Genomic DNA, 20754 nt, shown 5'->3' on the forward strand with positions numbered 1-20754 from the left:
GATGCTGGCGTACCCGGGGGCACTGCTGGTGCCGTTCGGGTCGGGGTGGCTGCTGTACCGGTGGGCGACCTGGAGCATGCACAGCTCCGCCGTGCCCACGTTCGTCTCGATCGCGGTCGGCCTGGCGCTCACGGTGGTCGCGCTGCTCGCGCTGGGGGTGCTGTTCCGGGCGTCCGGCAGCATCTTCGCGCTGGTCCTGCTGTTCCTCGGGCTCGCCTCGGTGTGGGTGGAGGCGCGGGACGCGCGGGTACGTCCCGAGGTCGTCGACTGTGTGGTGGTCGGCAAGGTCACGGTGACCGAGCACCCGACGTTCGGCGACGGCGCCCCGGAGTCCAAGACCCTGTTCCACCACACCCTGGACTGCGTCGGCGGCTATCCACGGGATTTCGCGGCGGAGGAGAAGATCGGCGACGACGGCACGAAGACCCGGATCGCGATCGACCCGGACCGCCGTCTCGATCCGGTGCTTGCCCGCGACAACAAGGCCATCGGCTCCCCGGTGATCCCGACGGTCGTGCTGTCGCTCGCGGCGCTGCTGACGGTGGTGACGCTGGTACGGGAGGGGCGGCCGGGGCGGGACCCGGCCGACGCGTCATGACCGGTGCGGGCGGGGTCAGTCCTGGAGGGCGAGGAGGCCCGCCGCCGTGGGGCGGAAGCCGCAGCGCTCGTAGAACGTGGTGAGGTGGGGCTCGAAGTCGACGTGCAGCCAGTGGGCGCCGCGCGCGCGGGCCGCGGCGGCGGCCGCGCGGACCAGCGCGACACCGAGGCCGTGGCGGCGTTCGTCGGGGTGGACCGTGGTGTCGAGCAGGAAGGCGTGCGCGCCGCCGTCCCCGACCACGTTCACATAGCCGACGAGACGGCCGTCGCGGCGGGCGGTGACGTGCAGCAGCCGCCGGGCGAACACCGGCGCGAAGTCGGCCTCGGTGTGCCCGGGCCAGGAGGCCCGGAAGAGGACGTTGAGTTCGGCGCCGGTGAGCGGCGCGTCGACGGTGAGGTCCGGGGCGGGGTCGAGCGCCGGGGCGGTGGCGGGGGCCGTCGCGGGGACCGGGTCCGTGGCCGAGGCGGAAGCCGGATCCGGGTCCGGGGTCTGGTTCATGTGGTGCTCCGGGGTCATCGGGCGGGGTGGCCGGGGGTGACCGGGAACGCCGTGGCGACCGTGCGCAGCGCGACCGATCCGTACGCCGTGCGCAGCCGGAGCCAGGGCCCCGCCGCGTACAGCGCGACCGGCAGGTCCGCGTCGGGCAGGTCCGGCAGGAAGCCGAGGGACTGCGCGGCGTGCACGGCGCGCAGCGGGAGGCCGGTGTCACCGAGGGTCCTGGACCAGATCTCGCGGCCGATCCGGTCCCGCTCGGCCCGGGTGCGGTGCTCCTCGGGGAGCGCCTCGTCCCTGGTCCGGAACTCGGTGACGGCCGCGCCGACCGCGCCGCGCATCCCGGCGACCGGGGGCAGCCCGGTGACCGGCCGCCAGCCGCCGCGCGGCGGCAGCACCCCGGCCCACGGCGGGCCGGTGACGGAGTCGGGCACGACGGCCTTGCCCGCCGACTCCTCGATGCCTTCGAGGAGTTCACCGGCGGAGACGGTGACGTCCAGGTCGGTGTCGTCGACGAGCCGGGCCGTACGGATCGCGATCACCTCGAACGACGGCGGCCGTCCGAACACGGCGAGCGCGCCGCCCCCGGCCTGGATCCGGACGGCGGCGGCGCGGTCGTAGTGCAGCAGCCTGCGCAGGAAGGCGGCGAGACCCGCCGCCTCCCGCGGATCGGCGAAGTGCAGCGGCGCGATGGCGGTCATGCGGCGGAGTTCATCCCGTCGTCCATGTACTCCTTCAGGAACGCCCGCTCCTCGTCGGAGATGCGCCGCGGGCGCTGCGCCGCGAGGTCGAACGGCACGACGACGGTCGAGGCCCGTACGTAGGTGACGTCCGGGTCCTTGATCTCGTACGCGATCGTGAGCGACGCCGCGGTCATCTTGGTGACCCAGGACTCGATGGTCACCGGCTCGTGCCGGTGGACCAGCGGCCGCAGGTAGTCGATCTCGTGCCGGGCCACGACGGACCCGCCGGAGAACGACGGGCTGCCGTCCCCCGGCGCCAGCCGGAACATGAAGTCGATCCGCGCCTCCTCCAGGTAGCGGAGGAAGACCACGTTGTTCACGTGGCCGAAGGCGTCCATGTCCGACCAGCGCAGGGGGCAGGAGTAGAGATGACGGGCCATCGGCTGATCAGCCTCGGGTCAGCTTCTTGTAGGTGGCGCGGTGCGGACGGGTCGCGTCCGGGCCGAGCCGCTCGATCTTGTTCTTCTCGTACGACTCGAAGTTGCCCTCGAACCAGAACCACTTGGACTCGCCCTCGTAGGCGAGGATGTGGGTGGCGACCCGGTCCAGGAACCAGCGGTCGTGGGAGACGACCACCGCGGCACCCGGGAACTCCAGGAGCGCGTTCTCCAGCGAGGACAGGGTCTCGACGTCGAGGTCGTTGGTCGGCTCGTCGAGGAGCAGCAGGTTGCCGCCCTGCTTGAGGGTGAGCGCGAGGTTGAGGCGGTTGCGCTCACCGCCGGAGAGCACACCGGCCGGCTTCTGCTGGTCCGGGCCCTTGAAGCCGAACGCGGAGACGTAGGCGCGGGACGGCATCTCGACCTGGCCGACGTTGATGTAGTCCAGCTCGTCGGAGACGACGGCCCACAGCGTCTTCTTGGGGTCGATGTTGGCGCGGGACTGGTCCACGTACGAGATCTTGACGGTGTCGCCGACCTTGATCTCGCCGGAGTCCGGCGTCTCCAGGCCCTGGATCATCTTGAAGAGCGTGGTCTTGCCGGCGCCGTTCGGGCCGATCACGCCGACGATGCCGTTGCGGGGCAGGGTGAAGCTGAGGTCGTCGATGAGGACCTTGTCACCGAACGCCTTGGAGAGGTTGGAGACCTCGACGACGATCGAGCCCAGACGCGGGCCCGGCGGGATCTGGATCTCCTCGAAGTCCAGCTTCCGCATCTTGTCGGCCTCGGCCGCCATCTCCTCGTAGCGCGCCAGACGCGCCTTGGACTTGGCCTGACGCCCCTTGGCGTTGGACCGCACCCACTCGAGCTCTTCCTTGAGGCGCTTGGCGCGCTTCTCGTCCTTCTTGCCCTCGACCTTGAGCCGCTCGGACTTCTTGGTGAGGTAGGTCGAGTAGTTGCCCTCGTACGGGATGGCCCGGCCGCGGTCGAGCTCGAGGATCCACTCGGCCACGTTGTCGAGGAAGTACCGGTCGTGGGTGATGGCGACGACGGTGCCCTTGTACTGGGCGAGGTGCTGCTCCAGCCAGTTCACCGACTCGGCGTCGAGGTGGTTGGTGGGCTCGTCGAGGAGGAGCAGGTCGGGGGCCTCAAGGAGCAGCTTGCAGAGCGCCACCCGGCGCTTCTCGCCACCGGAGAGGTTGTTGACCGGCCAGTCGCCGGGCGGGCAGCCCAGGGCGTCCATGGCCTGCTCCAGCTGGGCGTCCAGGTCCCACGCGTTGGCGTGGTCCAGGTCGTCCTGGAGCTTGCCCATCTCGGTCATCAGCTCGTCGGTGTAGTTCGTGGCCATCTCCTCGGCGATGGCGTTGAACCGGTCGAGCTTGCCCTTGATGACGGCCACGCCGTCCTCGACGTTCTCCAGGACGGTCTTGGACTCGTCCAGCTTCGGCTCCTGCATGAGGATGCCGACGGAGTAGCCGGGGGCCAGGAACGCGTCACCGTTGGACGGCTGCTCAAGACCGGCCATGATCTTCAGCACGGTGGACTTACCGGCACCGTTCGGGCCGACCACACCGATCTTCGCGCCGGGCAGGAAGCTCAGCGTCACGTCATCGAGGATGACCTTGTCGCCGTGCGCCTTGCGCGTCTTGCGCATCGTGTAGATGTACTCAGCCAAGAGAAACCGTCCGGCAAGGAGTGAGTGGGCAGATAGACCCATCTTGCCTGACCGAGCCCCGTCGGCGGAAACCAGTAGGGGCCCGGGGCCGGGTTTCGGCCCGTGGAACGCGGAACGGCCCCGTCGCGCGGTGCGCGACGGGGCCGTCCTGGGTACTGCGGGTGCCGCGACCGCTACGGGGTGCTACCGGGTGTCATCCGGTGGCACCGGCCGTGCGCGGTCCGCGCGGTCACTGACCGGCAGCCTTCTTCCGGCGGAGGAAGAAGACCGCGCCGCCGCCGACCACGACGAGCGCGACGGCGACACCGGCGATCATCGGGGTGGCGCTGGACCCACCGGTCTCGGCCAGGTCACCGCCGCCCGTGGTGGAGCCGGTGGTGGAGCCGCCGGTGGTGTCACCGGTGGTGCCACCGGTGGCCGGGGTCTCGGACGGGGAAGGGGTGCCCGAGGGGGTCTCGGACGGCTTCGGGCCGGGGGTCGCGGTCTTGCAGTCGAGGACGCCCTCGATGACCTGCTCGAACTTGTTCGGGCCGGTGATGGTGAACTTGTACGCCTCGTCCTCGGCGACCGGGACGGTGACCGTCTTGGACTCGCCGGCGGCGATCGAGTACTTCACGCCCTTGAGGTCCACGTCCCACGCCTCGTCACCCTTGTTGGAGAGGGTGATGTCGACGCCGCCCTTGGCGCAGTTCTTCATCGCCGTGACGGCGGGAACCGCGCCCTGCTTCGCCCAGCTCGCGGAGGCCTTGGCGGAGACGGTGGAGGTGCTGGTGCCGGCCAGGATCAGCGTCTGGCTCTTGACCCGCTTGCTGACGAAGGCGCGGCCGATCGGGACCAGCGTCTGGCCCTGGACGACGACCTCGGCCTTGCCGTCGGGGGTGCCGGCCGGAACGTCGAAGTAGATCTTGCTCTCACCCTTGGTGACGGAGCTGACGACCTTGCCACCCTCGTCGACGATCTTGACGCCCGCGGGCGCGCCGGGGGCCAGCGCGACGGACGCGCTGTCGGCGGTGGTGTCGACGGTGACCGGACCGATGCGGCCACCGGCCTTGCCCGCGACGGAGGTCGGCTTCAGACCGAGGGAGGGCTTCGGCTCCTCGAGGTCCTTGGCGCTCTTCTCCAGGTAGTCGGTCAGCTTCGCGGCGTCGGCGTTGACCGGCGTCGCGGTGAGCTTGTCCGAGAAGTGCCAGATCGCGGCCTGGGTGGCGGCGGCGGCGTTCTTCGCGCTGAGCTTGGTGGCACCGGCCTTCTTGGCCAGGTCGTCGAGGTCGTTCACCTGCGGGTAGGAGTTCTGCAGGATCCAGCGGATCTTGCCCGCGTTCGGGTTGTTGTGGAGCGACGACTCACCCCAGCCGACCTCGTCGTAGTCCTGGCCCTTGATGGCATCGGTGTGGAAGTCGATGCAGTAGGTCTGGACGGAGCCGCCGGACTTGACCTGCATGTCGAAGAGGCCGGCCCGCACCCGCCAGCCGTTCTCCTCGATCGTCACGTAGTCGTAGACCCGCAGGTCGCCGAGCGTCGCCGTGGCGCCGCCCTGGCCCGCCTGGTCCGCCATCGCCGCACCGGCGCCGGCTATCGAACCCGCCACGACGAGACCCGAGACCGCGGCCGTGGCGGCAAGGCGGGCAAGGCCGCGCCTCTGTACAGAAAACATGGATTTCCCCTCCGGTCGGGCTGCTCCGCGTCGTCGATCGATACGCGTGGGGGGAGCACACCCGCCTGCAAGACTCACTGACCCACTGGAAGCAAGCGCCTCATGAGTAACCGGAATCCTAGGGACGGGGAAAGGCCCTCGTGACCCGTCAGGCGATCCGATAACCATACCGACTCGAAATCGTTATCAGCTCTCGGAGTTGAGAATGAACCCGCAGGTCACGGTATCGACAAATCCCCACGACGGAGCGTCAACGAGCGGTCAGGGAACAGTCACCAAGGCGTTGCCCGCCGCTCCCCCGGGCGTGGGCGGCGGGGTCGCCCAGGGATCCGCGTCGGAGTCCGCCCCGGACCCCGCCCCGGAGCCGGAGCCGGTACCGGGAGCGGCGCCGGAGGCCGGTGCGGGCGCCTCCGGGTGCTGCCGGGCGGCGCGGCGGAACGCCGCCGTACCGCGGGTCAGGTCGTGTCCGGCCGCGACCGCCGCGACATCGACGAAGGTCTTCCGGCGCCCCTCGTGCTCCTCTTCCCTGATCTTCAAACGGCCGTGCACGACGAGGGGTTCACCCACGGACACGGAAGCCGCGAGGTGGGCACCGAGGGTGCGCCAGGCGGACACCGTGTAGAAGCTGGTGGGACCGTCCGTCCAGACCGCCCGCTCACGGTCCCAGCGCCGCGCGGTGACCGCGAAGCGGAATCGGGCGACCCCGCCCGAGGCCGTCTCGCGGTACTCGACGTTCGTCGCCACGTTGCCCACCAGCGTCACAGTCGTCTCGTTCATATGCCCACGCCTCTTTCGGATCTCCGGTGCCGCGGAGGGCCGTTCGCCCTCCCGAGATCCAGACTGGGACACCTCGGAGAAATCCGCTCAAGCCTGTGGACAAGCTGCGACTTGTGGACAACTCGCCCACCCGATCGAGCGGTTCCGCTTCACCGGACCCGGGCACGCCCCCGTCCCCGCCCTCACCGGACCCGGGCACGCCCCCGTCCCCGCCCTCACCGGACCCGGCCCGCCCCCGCCCGCGTCGGGCCGAACCGGGTGCCGCCGAACCGGCCCCCGGCCCCGGCCGCCGCCCGGCTCGCCATCCGGGTCGCGCCCGAGGCCGTCACGTACTGCTCGCGCACCTCCCGGTAGCGCATCAGCTCCGCCGCGATCGGGTCGAGCACCCGGGCCCGGCCGCAGGTTCCCGACGCCTCGCGCAGCTTGCGCTCGGCCTCCTGCCCGTACCGCCGGGCCGGTCCCCGTACCGCCGCCGCGCACGCCCACTCCACCAGCGGGCCGCCGACGATGCCGCCCACCATGATCAACACCGGCGGCCAGAGCAGCGGTTCGAGCACCCCCACGATCTGACCGACCAGCCACAGCGCGCCGAACAGCTGCAGGAACGTCATCACCACCTGCGCAAGGACCGCGGCCGGCCACCAGGCCGGGCGGGGCGGCCGGGCGGCCGGGTCGCCCATCGTCGCGGTCAGTTCGTCCAGCGCCTCCGGCAGCCCGTCCGCCCCGCGCAGCGCCGCCTCCCGGACCGCCGTCGCCCACGGCCCCGGCAGCCCGCGCGCGGCCTCGTCCGCGACGATCCGGACCGCCTGCTCCACCCGCTGACGCGCCGTCAGCTCGTCCTCGGCCGGGGCCGTCAGACGCGGATCGGTGCCGGTGCCGTGCGCCCGCACCCGCTCGTACCAGCGGTAGAGCCGCAGCCACGGGGTCCCGCAGGCGCGGATCGCACCGCGCCGCCAGACCCGCTCGGCGGCCTCGCCCGCCGCCCGCGCGCCGACCGCGCCCGCGAGCCGGTCGGCGAACTCCTCCCTGGCCCGTTCGTCGAGACCCGGCCGCCCGTCCGCGACGAACTCGGCCCGCAGCCGGGCCGTGGCGGCGTCCACGTCGGCGGCGAGCCGCCGTTCGGGCGCGGTGCGTTCCTGGACGAACCTGCCCAGACACTCCCGAAGTTCGGGCACGCCCTCCCCGGTGAGCGCGGACAGCGGCAGCACGGTCGCGCCGGGCTCGCCGTGCTCGCCGAGCGCCATGCCGTCCTCGTCGAGCAGGCGGCGCAGATCGTCCAGGACCAGGTCGGCGGCCTCGGTGCCGAGCCGGTCGATCTGGTTGAGCACGACGAAGGTGATCTCGGCGTGTCCGGCCAGCGGCCGCAGATAGCGCTCGTGCAGGGCCGCGTCGGCGTACTTCTCCGGGTCGACCACCCAGATCACCGCGTCGACGAGACCGAGCAGCCGGTCCACCTGGTCGCGGTGCGCGGTGACGGCCGAGTCGTGGTCGGGCAGGTCGATGAGCACGAGCCCCTGAAGGCCGGTGTCGCCCGCGCCGCCCGCCAGCGGCCTGCGGCGCAGCCGCCCGGGGATCCCGAGCCGGTCGAGCAGCCCCGCGGCCCCCTCCGACCAGCTGAGCGCGATCGGCGCGGCCGTGGTGGGGCGGCGCAGCCCGGTCTCCGAGACGGGCACCCCGGCCAGCGCGTTGAACAGCGAGGACTTGCCGCTGCCGGTGGCGCCCGCGATCGCGACGACGGTGTGCCGGGCGGACAGCCGCTGCCGGGCCGCGGCCTCGTCGAGCACCCGACCGGCCTCGGCGAGCGCGGTGCTCTCGACCCGGGTGCGGGACAGCCCGACGAGCTCGTGGAGGGCGTCGAGCCGGGTGCGCAGGGCGCCGCCGTAGCTGCCGCCGAGGAGGGGGAGGCCGTCGTCGCCCTCACCTTCGCCCTGTTCCTCGCCCTGTCCCTCGCCCTCTCCGACCGCCGTCCCGTCGGCGGCGGGCGCGGCGCGCTCGGCGGCGCGGCGGGCGATCAGCCCGTCGTCCCAGCGCACGCCCGCCGCCGACGCCTTCGCGTCACCGATGGCGCCGTCGATGGCCTCGTCGATGGCGTCGTCCACCGAGCCGGAGTCGTCCCGCACGCCTGCGGCATCCACTGCGTCCAAGAGGTCACTTCTCCTTCTGCAGTACGGAGAGCGCGGCGATCAGTTCGGCCTGCGGCTCGGGGGTCACGTCGAGGGCGTCGAGGGGCGCGAGACGCCGGTCGCGTTCGGTGTGCAGGGCCCGGTCGAGATACCCGGCGATCAGGTCGCCGCCCTTGTCGCGGAGCCGGAGGGCGCCCTGGGCGCCGAGGAGTTCGGCCAGCCGGTCCCCGGCGGCGCGGGTGCGGCGGCCGCCGAGCAGGACGGCGGCGAGGAGGGCGGTGAGGGTCTCGGTGTCGGGGGCGGCGGCCGCCGCGGCACGCTTGGAGCCCCGGGCGGCGGCCGGGCGTTCCATGTCCCGTACCTCCTCCTCGACCATCTCCTCCAGGACGCGCCGCCAGCGCCGTACGGTCATCGCGATCCGCTCCCCCGCGTCCCGCCCCTGCTCCCCGTTCGCGGCGGGGGAACGGGGTGGTACGGGGTTCCCCGGGGCGAGGGCCCCGGCGGCGGGTTCGCGGCGCCAGGCGTCCCGGACCCGCTCGTCGGCGGCGGCGACGGCGCACTGGACGAGCGCGGCCAGCGACTCGACGAGGGCGTCGAGGAGTTCGTCGGCGGAGCTGTCGCGGGGGTAGCCGCGCCAGCGGGTCCGGGCGTCCCCGGCGAGCACGGCGCCGCGCCGGACCTGTTCGCGGACCCGGCGGCCCTGCTCCTCGTACGCGGCCTCGACGGCGCCGCCGAGCCGTACCGCGGCGGCGTACTGGGCGGCGACGGCCCCGGCGAGTTCGGGCATCCGGGTGTCGAGCGAGTCGATCACCCCGGCGGCGGTCCTGCCGACGGCCTGCTGGCGGGCGGCGGGGTCCTGGGCGCAGTGCGCGAGCCAGCCGCGCAGCGGGGCGACGGCGTTGTCGGGGAGCAGTCCGCTGCCGACGGCGGTGGACTCGGGCAGCTCGGGGATGGTGAAGCGGGGCAGGTCGCCGAACCCGGCCTTGTCGAGCAGGGCCTCGTACTGCCGGGAGACCTCGGTGATGACCTGGTGGGGCACCCGGTCGAGGACGGTGACGAGGGTGGCGTCGTACTCCTTCGCGGTACGGAGCAGATGCCAGGGCACGGCGTCGGCGTAGCGGGACGCGGTGGTGACCATGACCCAGATGTCGGCGGCGCAGATCAACTCGGCGGCGAGCAGCCGGTTCTCGACGACGAGGGAGTCGATGTCGGGGGCGTCGAGGAGGGCGAGGCCGCGGGGCAGCCCGGCGGCGGTCTCGACCCGGAGGGCGTTGTCCTCCTGGGGTTCCTCGACCGGGTGGTCCTCGTCCTGCTGGGGCAGCCAGACCCGGGTGAGCTGCGGGAGGACGCGCATCCCGGCGAACCAGTGGTGGTCCTCGGGGTGGCAGACCAGGACGGGGGTCCGGGTGGTGGGCCGCAGCACTCCGGCCTCGCTGACCCGCCGCCCCACCAGGGAGTTGACCAGCGTGGACTTCCCGGCCCCGGTGGACCCGCCGACGACGGCGAGCAGCGGGGCGTCGGGATCTTTGAGCCTGGGCACGAGATAGTCGTCGAGCTGTGCCAGCAGCTCGGCTCTGGTCTGCCGGGCCCGCGGTGCGCCGGGGAGGGGGAGAGGGAGACGCACGGCGGCGACACGGTCGCGCAGGGCGGAGAGTGCGTCGATCAGCTGAGGCCGTTCGTCCAAGGTCACCACATGCGAAGAATGCCCAATTTTGGAGCCTTTTTGAAGCGTATTGCCGCTGCGCGCGCCGACCGAACGGATGTAGCCGGGGACCCCGGGCATAACGACTGCACAACACCCGGCCCGAGTGGCGCGAAAAGCGCTGCACGAATCGCACCTGCCTGCGATTATCGGACCGCTTCACCGAACCTCCACATCGTGCCACGCAGGTGAAGCAACCGGGCCGACCCGACAGGACCCCTATCCTTGACCCGCACCACCACCGGCCCCCGTAGCTCAGCGGATAGAGCAGGTGCCTTCTAAGCACTTGGCCGCAGGTTCGAGTCCTGCCGGGGGCGCAGTACCGGGACCCTCCTTCGGGAGGGTCTTTTTGCTGGTCGATGGCTCTTTTCGGACGGTGGCGGGGGCGCCGGGACAACCACTCGGATGGCTGGATCTGTCCGGGTGAATCCGGTCGGGGGCGACCTCTGGCGGCCGTTCGGCCCGAAAACGGCCCGAAGTTTCGGGCCGCCCACTGCCCGCCTCACTCCGGCCCACGCGCCCTTCTCTGCCGGTCGATCCCCGGCCGGACGACCGTCAGCCGGCCCTCGACTCCGGCGGGCAGACAGGAACGCTGCACGGGATGCGGCGAGGCGAGCGAGGAAGCGAAGGTCGCAACCAGATCATGCGGCACGCTGCTGCTGAAGCTGGCACACCACAGGTATTGGTCTCCGACGACGGGCTCTGCCCACGCCTGCCAGCCGAACCGTCCGGGTCGCGGATCGGCGTCGCGAACGAGCGGAGGCACCTCCTCCAAGGAGATGCCGGCCGAGAGTCCAGGAGCGAGAGCGGCCGCGTGCGGACGATCGATGTCGCGAGCCCATCCCTGGGCGCAGACCGCCGCCACGACGGCTTCGGGGCTGCTGAAGGAAAACGCAGGTTCCGTGCGGGCGTCGAGGGCGAGAAGGAAGTCGATCAGCGCCTCATGGGGGAGGCCGGCAGTGAAGTACGCGTTCCACTCCACCAAGGCGCTATCCGGACGGGGCCGGACCGAGACCTGCCAAGCAACCGGAAGGTCTCCCAGTTCGAAGGAGCAGGCGGCGCGTGTCCACTCGGCGCCGCACAGCCCGTTGGGGCTCGTATAGAGGAAGGTATCGCGGGCGGTCGGCCACATCCGCCAGCCTGCGGACGAGAGGGCCGCGCCCACCTGGTCAGCGAGAGCCTCGTCGTCGCCCGCCAGGTGGCGAGGGGTGACCCAGTACACCGGGTCTGGGCGGGAGGAATCGTCGTGATGATGCAGGTACAGAGCGCCTCCAAGCGGCTGAGGTTCCGGGGGCGTCTACGTTGGCATGGTCACGGGGATGCCTCCAGTCTCTCGGGCTTCTTCCGCGTCTGCCTCCGGCGAACTGGCACAGCAGAGGGGCCCGGCATCAGCCGAGCCCCCGCTCTATGTCGTCGCCACGCACCCACGGGCAGTCCAGCCACGCCGACCTAGGCCGCGCTCCCTGTCCGGCGCGGCCTATGGTCGCCCGCACGGAGTCACCGCTGCTCTTGCTGCGCCTTAACCCGCGCCGCCTTCTTCCAATCACAGGCAGTGCATCGATTCAGGAGATACTGGTAGTCCCCTTCTTCCATGGCCGTCCACTCGCCCACCGTCTTGAAGTTGCGGCGGTCGCGAACCCGACCGCAGGGGGCATCCGCAGAGTGATAGACGGTGTGATCTGGCCCCTGAGTCTTGCGGACGAGGCAGGGGAGCGCATAGTTCGTGTCCAGCAATCGGGCCGTCTCAGATTCAATCTCGGCGAGCTGCCCATCGAGTTGGCGGCGCAGTTCGGTCTCGGCCTCGTAGTAGACGGTGAGCGCCTTGAGTCGGCGCAGCTTGAGCTTCTTGAGCTCGTCATCCATGTCCATGACCGGCCACCCTTAAGAAGTGTTCGACATTCCTAACACTTCTTACCTCCCTGAAGGCGCCCATGTCCGGCGATCGCTGGACCTCGTCGCGCTCAACTGCGCTAGGGAACAAGCTCTTGGTCCGCCAGCAGCTTGAACGCAACGGACCCGGCAAGCTGCCGCCTGGCCAGCTCAGCATCGCCTGAGCACCCGCCCGCATTCACCAAGCGCGGTGCGGCCTCGCTGGAGGGCACGAACCCGCAGGGCCTGACGGCGCGGCCACCGCTGGGAGCGTCTGGGGCCCCTCGATGCGCTGCTGGAGTTCGGCGATCTGCCCGGTGATGCAGCGAGCGTAGGTGGAGAGTAGGACGGGGACGCTGTTGCCGGCCCATTCGGCGACCTGGGCGGGCGGGATGCCGTTGTTGAGCCAGGTCGTCAGGCAGGTGTGGCGGAGGTCGTACACGCGCTTGCCGACGGGCGACGTGAACTCGTGCGCGGGCAGGACGGCCTCACGCGCCTTGCCCCAGGCCCGCCGGTAGACGGAGCCGGCGAGGAGACCGCCCTTCTCCCCGGGGAAGAGGAGATCGCCGGGCTTGAGTTCGTCGCGGGCGACGAGGGCACGAAGGATCGCGACCAGGGCGGGGTGCACGGGGACTGTCCTCGTGTCACCGGCCGCCCGGCCCTTGAGGTCGCGGGTCTCATGGACCTCACCGTCGTCGGTCCAGTGACTGCCGACCTCGGGCTCGGCCGTGTGGACACGGAGCTCACCCCAGCCGGTCTCCGGAAAGGACCGCGTCCTCGACTCGTAGCGCGACCGCTTCCTCGGGGCGCAGCCCTGCGTAGTAGAGAGTCGCGAAGAATGCCATGAGCCGATGGCCGGTGCGGGGGCGGGCGGCGATCCAGGTGAGCAGGGCGGCCACTTGGTGCGGGTTGAGGAGGGAGCGCTTGTCGACGGCGCCGGACGTCTTCGGGGCGGTGCTCTCGCCTTTGCCCTTGGGCATGGGGTTGGACTGGAGGATGTTCTGGCGGACGGCGTAGTTGAGGACGACGTTCAGGATCCGGCGGTAGCGCTTGGCCGAGCTGGCAGCGGACGGTGTGCCGTCGAGCATGGTGTCGAGCGCGTGGAGCACGGCGTCGACGTGCTTGCTGTCCTCCCAGGCGTTCATCGGCAACGAGTGGCGCCGGATCCACGCCAGGATCGCCCGGTACTCGGGCGGGGCTTCATCCCGGCGGTTCTTGTTGAAGGCGTACTCGCGCAGCGCCTTGCGGACATCGACACCCTCGTACTGGACGGGCTCGGTCCGCAGGAGTGCGAGCGTGGCCTTGGTCAGGGCCTTGGCAGTGCTGATGCGGTTGTTCGCCGAAATGCGGGACCACTTCATGTCGACGTACTGCAGGGCGAAGTCGTACCAGGTGATCCCAGCCGCCGACGCCGCGTGGGAGACCGGCCGGCCGGTGCTCTGGTCGAAGGGCTCGCCGTTGTTGGCGGCGACGAGCAGGGTGGCGCAGAAGGAGTCTGCGGCAGCGGTCGTCTTGAAGGTCTCTCCGTGGCGATGACCGTCGACGGACCAGCGGACGGTGTAGGTGGTGCCGCGCTTTCCTTTGTAGACCTCGGTCGTACGGAACCGGACCTTGTAGGACCGGTTGGTCACGCGGCGGCCTCACAGTCGGTGAGCCAGTTCTCCAGGTCGCTGCGGCGGACGCGCAGGCTGCCGTTCGGGAGTTTCACGCAGCGGGGCGCGCGTCCTTTCTGGCGCCAGTCGTAGAAGGTCGACCGGGAAATCCGCAGCTCTTCGCAAAGCTCGTCGACGGTGAGCTTTTCTTCGGAGCGGCGGGTGGCGGATATCGGGGATCGACGCAAGGTGTCTCTTTCGGGAAACGGGCATGGCTCTGGCGGGGACCGGCGCGACGGGCGTTCCGGGATCCACAATGATCCGGAGAATCCCCGGTTTCGCTAACCGGGGATCGTCGGCTATATTTCGCCCGCCCCGACCGCCCCTGGGGGTGTGCGGGGACCGGCAAGGAGGGCCTGCGGGGCGATTCCGAGGGCTGCGGCGATGGCGACGAGGTCGTCGATGTCGCAGCGGCGGACGGTACGTTCGATGCGGGAGAGCGCGGTGAAGGTCATGGGCCGGCCCAGTGCGGTGACCCGGGCGGCAAGCTGACGCTGGGAGTAGCCGCGGGCGGTGCGGGTGCGTTCGATGGCGTGGGCGGCGGCGTGTCCGGCGGGTCCGATGGCGAGGGGGCGTGGCGGCATGAGTGGTGTTGCAGCTTGCGCGCCGGCCGGTCCGGAAGGGCATTCCTGTCTGCCGTGAGCGATGCGGATCGCGCCGCGCTTTTCTGCGGTGATTTCGGCGACCGGGAATCCGGCCCTACAGTGACCGGACTCGCCGACGCGATATGCCGACGAGTTGTGCGGAATTCCTGAGCAAAGTCTGGACTTCTGCGCCCCAGGTGTGGCTGTGTTGGCCACGCACCCCGGCAGCGCCGGATTCCCCAGCCCCTCTCCCGAAAGGTGGTCGGTCGCCATCGCCCGTATCCGCACCATCAAGCCCGAGGCCTTCTCGTCCGAGTCCCTCGCGGCGGTGTCCCTGTCCGCCGAGCGGACCTTCTTCGGGCTGCTCACCCAGGCCGACGACCAAGGCCGGTTCCGCGACCAGGCAGCCGTCATCGCCGGCCAGCTGTGGTCGCTGCGCCGCGAGCACGGCCCGGAGGCGGTCGAGGACGACCTGATCCAGCTCGACGACGCCGGGCTGATCTGCCGCTACGAGGGCGAGGACGGCAAGCGGTACCTGCACATCGTGACCTTCGCCCAGCACCAGAAGATCAACCGGCCCAGCGGCGTCCGCACTCCGCCGTGCCCGCACCACGACCTCGTCATTCCGCACGAGCCCTCACCGCTGGCGCAGGGAGCTCTCGTGGAGTCCTCCGCGAATCGTCCGGGAGGACTCACGGAGCCCTCCGTGAACGACGAATCCGCAGGTCAGAGCCGGTTCCGTGAACACTCACCGCAGCCGCACGGAGGGCTCACCGAGCCCTCCGTGAGCCCTCCCTGTCCGGATCTAGGACCTAGGAACAGGGATCTAGGATCTACCCCGTTGGGGGGCGCAAGCGCCCCCGCACCCGGCTCGGACTCGGTCTCGGACTCGGTCTCGACGAAGGACCTGATCGGCGAGTACGCCGCCGGATGCCCGCATCGCCCGCCGCAGGACGTGCTCGGCCATCTCGGCCGCGAGGTGAAGAAGCTCCTGGCCGAGGGCATCGCCCCGGACCACATCCGCGCCGGCCTCGACCGCCACCGCGTCAAGGGCCTGCACGCGAGCCTCCTGCCCAGCCTCGTGCACGAGGCCATGAACGCCGTCCCGGCCGCCACCGCTCCCCACCGGCCGTGGACCAACCCCACTGACGTGGCTGCCGCCTACGGAGGTGAACTCTGACCGCCGCCCTCACCCGCGCTCGGCAGCAGCCCGCCCGGATCACCGGCCGGCTCGGCGACATCCTGGTCCAGCGTGGCATCGCCCCCGAGGCCACGGCGCAGGAGCCGGTGGCCGAGCCGGTCACCGCGCTGGAGCTGGCCGAGGCCCGTATACCCGCCCGCTTCCGGCACGCCCTCGCCGACCACCCCCAGGTCACCGCTTGGGCGAAGACGATCGCCCGCGCCGGACGCCCCGGCCCCGCCGGCGCGCCGGGCATCGCGGAGGGCCCCTCGCTGCGGATCGTCGGCCCGACCGGCACGGGCAAGACCCACCAGGCGTACGGCGCCATCCGCAGCCTGCTGGCCGCCGGGGTCCGCCTGCGCTGGGAAGCCGTCACCGCCGCCGACCTGTACGCCCGCCTGCGCCCACGGCCCGGGTTCGAGAACGAACGCGACCTGCAGAGCCTGATGCGCTGTCCGCTGCTGCTCCTGGACGACCTCGGCGCGACGAAGACCAGCGAGTGGACCGAGGAGGTCACCTACCGGCTGATCAACCACAGGTACGAGCACCTGCGCCCCACCCTGATCACCAGCAACCTCACCACCGACGCCCTGCGCACGGCCCTCGGCGACCGAGTCTCCTCCCGCCTGGCCCAGATGACCGAACGCGTCACCCTCGACGGCCCCGACCGCCGCCGTCCCAGACGTGCCGCCTGACGCTCGCCGCTACACCGCAGACCCTCTCCCGGGCCATCCGGTCCTATCGCAACGGACGCCTCGCCACTACGCCCTGCCCTGGAGCTTCCCCTCTTGACCACTCCTTCACCTGCCCCTCACCCCGTCGACCGGTACACCCTCCTCGCCGCCGGCGCCGTGATCCTCACCCTCACCGCCGCAGGTTTCTGGCTCTCCTACGCCCACCTGGCCGAGGTCGCCGGAGACCACGGCCTCGGCAACTCCCCCGCCCGCATGTGGGCCTGGCCCGCCACCCTCGACGCCTTCATCGTCGCCGGCGAACTCCTCATGCTCCGAGCCAGCCTGCGCCGACGGCCCGACGGCTGGGCCATCGCCCTCACCACCACCGGCTCCCTCGGCTCCATCGCCCTCAACGTCGCCGGCGTCACCGGCACCCGCGACCCCGCCGACGTCCCCGTCCTCGACTACGTCGTCGCCGCCGTACCCCCGACCGCAGCACTCCTCGCCTTCGGCGTCCTCATGCGCCAGATCCACCAGCACCTCGCGCAACCGAACCGTGAGCCCCGGACCGATCAGCGCCGGGCCACAAGCCCTGCCGTCCCGGAGCACCCGCGCGAAGGGGACCGTTCCCGCCCGCACCCGACCCCTGTCCAGGCCGCATCCGCGCACACGGGCAGCAGCTCGCCGACAGCCGTCGACGAGGAGCTTCAGGCACGTCCGCGCAAGGTCGGCCGTCCCACGACCGGAGACCTCGACGAGTTCGTCCCGATCGTCAAGCAGATGGAGGGCGATCAAACCCGAAAGGCCATCCGGGAAACCCTCCGCGCGGCCGGCCACACCATCAGCAACGACCGCATCACGGAGCTCCGAGACCTCCTCGACGGGACGGTCCCCGATCGCCCGTCCGAAACCCCCAAGGACGACTGACCGGAAATAGCCGCAGGTCACGCGCCTTCCGGTCGGTCCGGACCACACCGGTCAGGACCGACCAGCCCGTCCCCTCCGTATTTCCGGACACCCTCCGTCCCCAGCGAGGAGTCCACGAAGCACGGAGATCCCTCCACGCCGTCCTACAGAAGGTTTCCCACATGACACCCGACCCGCAGCACCCCACCCCTGCCACGACGTTGCCGCCTCAGCCGACCGGACAGCCCCCACGGTCCCCAAAGCCCGTCAGTCCTGTCCACAGCGGAGCAAGTTGGGGCGGAAGCAGTGCTTCCGCCGTGCCCGTCCCCGCGGGGACGGGAGAGGGCCTGCACCAGGGGGCGCAGGTCCGGAAGGCTTCGACCGGGGGCGGATCGGAGCCGGGGAACGAGAAGAAGCCGAAGCCTCGCCGTCGTGAGCGTCGTGTCCGCCAGCGTCCACGTCAGCCGCCTGAGAAGAAGCGCCGTCACCAGCACTCGACCCGCTTCAACGACGACGAGTACGCGCTCGTCGTCACCGCCGCCGCCCAGTGCCACCTGACCGTCGGCGGCTTCCTCGCCCGTGCCGCCCTCGCCGCAGCCCGTGACCTCGGCCGCACCAGTGCCGAGATCGCCACCGAGCGCGACATGCTCACCGCGCTGTTCGACAGCCGGCGCAAGCTCGGCTGGGCCGGCAGCAACCTCAACCAGGCCGTGAAGGCCCTCAACTCCGGCGCGGACGCACCTCAGCTGGACGCCACCGCCGCGGCGGTCCGGCGTGCCGCCGACGCCGTGCACGCCGCCGCGACCAGCATCCTCGAACGACAGCAGGCGGCGTGATCCCCAGCATCAACCCGGCCGGCGACCGGACCATCGGCCTGCTCGCCTACCTCTACGGCCCCGGCAAGCACGAGGAGCACGTCGACCCGCACCTCGTCGCCTCGTTCGACGGCATGGCCCCCGACCCCGGCCGCGACCCGAACGCCACGCTGAAGGCCCTCCAGCAGCTCCTCGACCAGCCCGTCCAGGCACTGCCGGAACACGCCCGTCCCACCAAGCACGTCTGGCACACCTCCGTCCGCACCGCACCCGGCGACCGGACGCTGTCCGACGAGGAATGGGCCGAGGTGGCCCGCCGGATCGTCGCCGCCACCGGCATCGACCCCGGTGAAGGGCAGCCCGGCTGCCGCTGGGCCGCCGTACGCCACGCGGACGACCACATCCACATCGTCGCCACGCTCGTGTGCGAGGACGGCACCCGGCCCGACGACTTCCGCTCCGGCAAGCGCGCCCAGGCCGAGGACCGGATCATCGAGCAGGAGCTCGGCCTGCACCAGGTCGCACCCGGCGACGGCACCGCCGCCCAGCGCCCCACCAGCGCCGAACGCCACAAGGCCGGACGCCACGGCCGCGAGCGCACCGCCCGCGAAGAACTCCGCGAGACCGTACGACGAGCCGCGGCCGGCGCGGTCACCGACGACGAGTTCTTCAGCCGCCTGACCGCCGCCGGCCTCCTGGTCAAGAAACGCGTCGCCCCTTCCGGTGACCTCCTGGGTTACAAGGTCGCGCTGCCCGACGACCGCAACGCCCAGGGCGAGCCGGTCTACTACCCCGGCGCCCGCCTCGCCCCCGACCTCTCCCTGCCCCGCATCCGCGAACGCTGGTCCATGGACCAGCCCGAGCCTCCGCCGCCTGCCGGGCCGACGGCACCGGCTGCCGCACGTCGGCGTGCGGCGGCTGCGCTCTCGGAAGCGATCCTCGTCATCCGCAGCGGCGAGGACGCGGTCGCCGCCGCCCACATCGCCGCCACCGGAGAGGTACTCGACGCGCTCGCCAAGACCTCCGCCGCCCATACCCGCCACGAACTACAAGAAGCTGCCCGGGCGTTCGAGCGCGCCACCCGCTCCCACATCCGCACCCGCGGACACGACCGTGCCCTGCGACAGGCCGCCCGCGAGCTCGTCCGCGGCGGGCCGGCCCTCGGCCGCGGGGAGGACGGTGCCACCACGGCGATGGCGATCGACATGCTGTTCTTCCTGATCACCGCCGCCGTCCACTGGCACGCCAGGAAGGGCCACGCCCAGCAGGCCGAAGCAGCTCACCGGGCCTCCGAGCACCTGCGCGTCGCCTACCGCGTCGCCGCCGAGGAGCCGCTCGCCGTCCTCCACCAGCGCGGCCGGAACCTCGCACGCCCACTTCTGCAGCGACAGGCCGACGTCGTACGGGCGGCAATCCCCGAGCTGGCTGAGCAGGTCATGGCCGAGCCCGGCTGGCCAGCCCTCGCCGCCACACTCGCTGACGCCGAGGCCGCCGGTGACACCTCTGTCAGCGTTCTCGCCGACGTGGCAGGACGCCGCGAGCTGAGCACCGCAGAGTCAGTCAGCGACGTGCTGATGTGGCGCGTACGACGCATGGCCAATCTGCCCGCCCACCCGTATCCCGAGTACGTGGCTGCCGCCGGACACAAGCGTGATCTCGCTGCGCCACGGACAACCGAGGCACTGGGAATCAACGCCTCAAACAGGCCCCGGCGACGGGGCTAAGCCGCAGGTCGGACGGCGACACATAGCCGAGAATCCCCGGTTAACCTAACCGGGGATTCTCCGCACCGTGGACCTATCAGCACCCACCCCACCATGTGAGGCGAGCACCCATGCCCGAAACCGATACCTACCTCGGCGCCGACGTCTTCACCCTAGTGATCAGCTGGTGGGCGTCGCCCGCGATACCGGCGGCACAGACAACTACGTCGAGGAAGGGCTTCGTCGGCAGTTCGTTCCCGCCCGGTCTCCCCCGTCGGCAGCCAGGAGGTTCGCGGCCTCTTCGGCACAGCCCCAGGAGAGCGTGACGCCGGCGCCTCCGTGCCCGTAGTTGTGCAGCACCAAGGTGCCGTCCTCCCGCCGCTCCGCCTCCACGCGGACTGCGGCACGGGTCGGCCGGGCGCCAATCCGGTGCTCCAGGACGCGGGCCTCTGCGAGACGGGGTTCAACCTCGGCACAGCGAGAGAGGATTCCGACTACCGCCTTGCCGTCGGTGTTGAGGTCGCCTTCACCGTCGATGGCCGTACCGCCCAGGACGACGGTGTCGCCGTGGGGGTAGAAGCACAGCAGCTCCGGCGAGAGACCGGTGTCCTCGGAGAAGAACTCGGTCAGTCCCGGGTTGGTGACGACGACGTGCTGTCCGCGGATGGGCCGAAGGTCAGGGTCAGGGACCAGCTCCTGGGCTCCCAGCCCCGTGCAGTTGACGATCACTGGAGCAGGTTCGGCATCCGCAAGCGAAGCCAGGCGACGCCGCTCGACCGTTCCCCCTGCAGCTTCGAGCCGACGCAGGAGGTATTCGAGGTAGGTGGGCATGTCGATCAGCGGCACCGTGAACCGGTAGCCGGCCGAGAACCCGGTCGGCAGTTCGGCCGGCTCACACAGCCGGAAGCCGGGCAGGGTGGTGGCCCAGTCCGGTGGTGCCTCGGCCGTGCGGGACGCCTCGATGCCGCTGGTGAGCCGGACGCCCGTGGTCGAGTCCTCGGCCAGCTCGCGGAAGACCTCCAGGGACCGCTGCCCCCACCGGTCGACCTTCTCCTTCGGTTCGACCAGGTACGGCCCCCACATCGCCCCCGCAGCCAGCGACGTGGCGCCCGGCACCTGCTCGGCGATCACGTGCACCGAGGCACCGGCCTCGGCGAGAACGACGGCGCTGGTGAGCCCTGCCACCCCAGCCCCGACAACGACAACGCGCTCCCCTGCGGTCATGATCCC

21 protein-coding genes and 1 tRNA gene are annotated in these 20754 nt (G+C 71.3%); 7 read left to right on the top strand and 15 right to left on the bottom strand.

What is annotated here, in order from left to right:
• Position 1: 1 nt before the first annotated feature.
• Positions 2-598, top strand: coding sequence for a hypothetical protein (locus ACIPXM_RS29570; protein WP_401661667.1), 597 nt, complete (start codon positions 2-4; stop codon positions 596-598).
• Between the two features lie 15 nt (positions 599-613).
• Here the strand turns inward: ACIPXM_RS29570 and ACIPXM_RS29575 are convergent, their stop codons facing one another.
• The 8 genes from ACIPXM_RS29575 to ACIPXM_RS29610 form a co-directional block, all read right to left on the bottom strand.
• Positions 614-1096 carry a GNAT family N-acetyltransferase gene (locus tag ACIPXM_RS29575; RefSeq protein ID WP_401661669.1) on the bottom strand — a complete coding sequence of 161 codons (483 nt, stop codon included), beginning with the start codon at positions 1094-1096 and terminating at the stop codon, positions 614-616.
• Between the two features lie 14 nt (positions 1097-1110).
• Positions 1111-1791 carry a hypothetical protein gene (locus tag ACIPXM_RS29580; protein ID WP_401661672.1) on the bottom strand — a complete coding sequence of 227 codons (681 nt, stop codon included), beginning with the start codon at positions 1789-1791 and terminating at the stop codon, positions 1111-1113.
• A complete protein-coding gene (locus ACIPXM_RS29585) occupies positions 1788-2213 on the bottom strand; it encodes an acyl-CoA thioesterase (RefSeq protein ID WP_401661675.1) in 426 nt (141 codons plus the stop codon). Before ACIPXM_RS29585 ends, ACIPXM_RS29580 begins: the two co-directional genes overlap by 4 nt.
• A 7-nt stretch (positions 2214-2220) precedes the next feature.
• The gene (gene ettA, locus ACIPXM_RS29590; RefSeq protein WP_401661678.1) at positions 2221-3885 is read right to left on the bottom strand and encodes an energy-dependent translational throttle protein EttA; all 1665 of its coding nucleotides are present in this window, start codon (positions 3883-3885) and stop codon (positions 2221-2223) included.
• Positions 3886-4114: 229 nt separating this feature from the next.
• Entirely contained in the window at positions 4115-5539 is a 1425-nt protein-coding gene (locus ACIPXM_RS29595; RefSeq protein ID WP_401661680.1) for a Cys-Gln thioester bond-forming surface protein, read from the bottom strand.
• A gap of 261 nt (positions 5540-5800) precedes the next feature.
• Entirely contained in the window at positions 5801-6316 is a 516-nt protein-coding gene (locus ACIPXM_RS29600; protein WP_401661683.1) for a single-stranded DNA-binding protein, read from the bottom strand.
• 215 nt (positions 6317-6531) lie between these two features.
• Complete coding sequence (locus ACIPXM_RS29605; protein WP_401661892.1) at positions 6532-8403, bottom strand: GTPase; 1872 nt, start codon at positions 8401-8403, stop codon at positions 6532-6534.
• Between the two features lie 61 nt (positions 8404-8464).
• Entirely contained in the window at positions 8465-10123 is a 1659-nt protein-coding gene (locus ACIPXM_RS29610; RefSeq protein ID WP_401661686.1) for a dynamin family protein, read from the bottom strand.
• A gap of 262 nt (positions 10124-10385) precedes the next feature.
• On the opposite strand from ACIPXM_RS29610, the gene ACIPXM_RS29615 reads away from it, so the two are divergent.
• Positions 10386-10458 (top strand) — tRNA-Arg (locus ACIPXM_RS29615).
• Positions 10459-10643: 185 nt separating this feature from the next.
• On the opposite strand, the gene ACIPXM_RS29620 is transcribed toward ACIPXM_RS29615, so the two are convergent.
• The 6 genes from ACIPXM_RS29620 to ACIPXM_RS29645 all read right to left on the bottom strand — a co-directional run bounded on the left by ACIPXM_RS29620 (position 10644) and on the right by ACIPXM_RS29645 (position 14246).
• Positions 10644-11363 carry a DUF317 domain-containing protein gene (locus tag ACIPXM_RS29620; RefSeq protein WP_401661689.1) on the bottom strand — a complete coding sequence of 240 codons (720 nt, stop codon included), beginning with the start codon at positions 11361-11363 and terminating at the stop codon, positions 10644-10646.
• A gap of 275 nt (positions 11364-11638) precedes the next feature.
• A complete protein-coding gene (locus ACIPXM_RS29625) occupies positions 11639-12010 on the bottom strand; it encodes a hypothetical protein (RefSeq protein ID WP_401661692.1) in 372 nt (123 codons plus the stop codon).
• A gap of 199 nt (positions 12011-12209) precedes the next feature.
• Positions 12210-12638 (bottom strand): hypothetical protein, encoded by a 429-nt coding sequence (locus ACIPXM_RS29630; RefSeq protein ID WP_401661695.1) that lies wholly within the window; start codon positions 12636-12638, stop codon positions 12210-12212.
• A gap of 115 nt (positions 12639-12753) precedes the next feature.
• On the bottom strand, positions 12754-13641 hold the full coding sequence (locus ACIPXM_RS29635; protein ID WP_401661698.1) for a hypothetical protein: 888 nt from the start codon (positions 13639-13641) through the stop codon (positions 12754-12756).
• Positions 13638-13850 (bottom strand): helix-turn-helix transcriptional regulator, encoded by a 213-nt coding sequence (locus ACIPXM_RS29640; RefSeq protein WP_385203979.1) that lies wholly within the window; start codon positions 13848-13850, stop codon positions 13638-13640. Before ACIPXM_RS29640 ends, ACIPXM_RS29635 begins: the two co-directional genes overlap by 4 nt.
• Before the next feature lie 111 nt (positions 13851-13961).
• The gene (locus tag ACIPXM_RS29645) at positions 13962-14246 is read right to left on the bottom strand and encodes a helix-turn-helix domain-containing protein (protein ID WP_401661702.1); all 285 of its coding nucleotides are present in this window, start codon (positions 14244-14246) and stop codon (positions 13962-13964) included.
• A 271-nt stretch (positions 14247-14517) separates the two neighbouring features.
• Here ACIPXM_RS29645 and ACIPXM_RS29650 point away from each other — a divergent pair, with 271 nt between their 5' ends.
• The 5 genes from ACIPXM_RS29650 (at position 14518) to ACIPXM_RS29670 (ending at position 19545) form a co-directional block, all read left to right on the top strand.
• Positions 14518-15426: a hypothetical protein gene (locus ACIPXM_RS29650; protein ID WP_401661894.1), complete on the top strand. Its 909-nt coding sequence runs from the start codon at positions 14518-14520 to the stop codon at positions 15424-15426.
• On the top strand, positions 15423-16121 hold the full coding sequence (locus ACIPXM_RS29655; protein WP_401661897.1) for an ATP-binding protein: 699 nt from the start codon (positions 15423-15425) through the stop codon (positions 16119-16121). The genes ACIPXM_RS29650 and ACIPXM_RS29655 overlap by 4 nt, the downstream gene beginning before the upstream one ends.
• Positions 16122-16214: 93 nt before the next feature.
• Entirely contained in the window at positions 16215-17027 is an 813-nt protein-coding gene (locus tag ACIPXM_RS29660; RefSeq protein ID WP_401661705.1) for a DUF2637 domain-containing protein, read from the top strand.
• A gap of 296 nt (positions 17028-17323) precedes the next feature.
• The gene (locus ACIPXM_RS29665) at positions 17324-17842 is read left to right on the top strand and encodes a hypothetical protein (RefSeq protein WP_401661708.1); all 519 of its coding nucleotides are present in this window, start codon (positions 17324-17326) and stop codon (positions 17840-17842) included.
• Positions 17839-19545 carry a mobilization protein gene (locus tag ACIPXM_RS29670; protein WP_401661710.1) on the top strand — a complete coding sequence of 569 codons (1707 nt, stop codon included), beginning with the start codon at positions 17839-17841 and terminating at the stop codon, positions 19543-19545. Before ACIPXM_RS29665 ends, ACIPXM_RS29670 begins: the two co-directional genes overlap by 4 nt.
• 201 nt (positions 19546-19746) lie before the next feature.
• Here ACIPXM_RS29670 and ACIPXM_RS29675 read toward each other — a convergent pair whose 3' ends face one another.
• Positions 19747-20748 carry an FAD-dependent oxidoreductase gene (locus tag ACIPXM_RS29675; protein ID WP_401661713.1) on the bottom strand — a complete coding sequence of 334 codons (1002 nt, stop codon included), beginning with the start codon at positions 20746-20748 and terminating at the stop codon, positions 19747-19749.
• Positions 20749-20754 lie beyond the last annotated feature (6 nt).

The organism is Streptomyces sp. NPDC090025 (genome assembly GCF_044748125.1).
Taxonomy (GTDB): domain Bacteria; phylum Actinomycetota; class Actinomycetes; order Streptomycetales; family Streptomycetaceae; genus Streptomyces.

Coding starts and splice junctions, on each gene's coding strand:
- ACIPXM_RS29600 (WP_401661683.1), bottom strand. CDS start 6,316: ATGAACGAGACGACTGTGACGCTGGTGGGCAACGTGGCGACGAACGTC.
- ACIPXM_RS29675 (WP_401661713.1), bottom strand. CDS start 20,748: ATGACCGCAGGGGAGCGCGTTGTCGTTGTCGGGGCTGGGGTGGCAGGG.
- ACIPXM_RS29625 (WP_401661692.1), bottom strand. CDS start 12,010: ATGGACATGGATGACGAGCTCAAGAAGCTCAAGCTGCGCCGACTCAAG.
- ACIPXM_RS29570 (WP_401661667.1), top strand. CDS start 2: ATGCTGGCGTACCCGGGGGCACTGCTGGTGCCGTTCGGGTCGGGGTGG.
- ACIPXM_RS29575 (WP_401661669.1), bottom strand. CDS start 1,096: ATGAACCAGACCCCGGACCCGGATCCGGCTTCCGCCTCGGCCACGGAC.
- ACIPXM_RS29585 (WP_401661675.1), bottom strand. CDS start 2,213: ATGGCCCGTCATCTCTACTCCTGCCCCCTGCGCTGGTCGGACATGGAC.
- ACIPXM_RS29595 (WP_401661680.1), bottom strand. CDS start 5,539: ATGTTTTCTGTACAGAGGCGCGGCCTTGCCCGCCTTGCCGCCACGGCC.
- ACIPXM_RS29580 (WP_401661672.1), bottom strand. CDS start 1,791: ATGACCGCCATCGCGCCGCTGCACTTCGCCGATCCGCGGGAGGCGGCG.
- ACIPXM_RS29645 (WP_401661702.1), bottom strand. CDS start 14,246: ATGCCGCCACGCCCCCTCGCCATCGGACCCGCCGGACACGCCGCCGCC.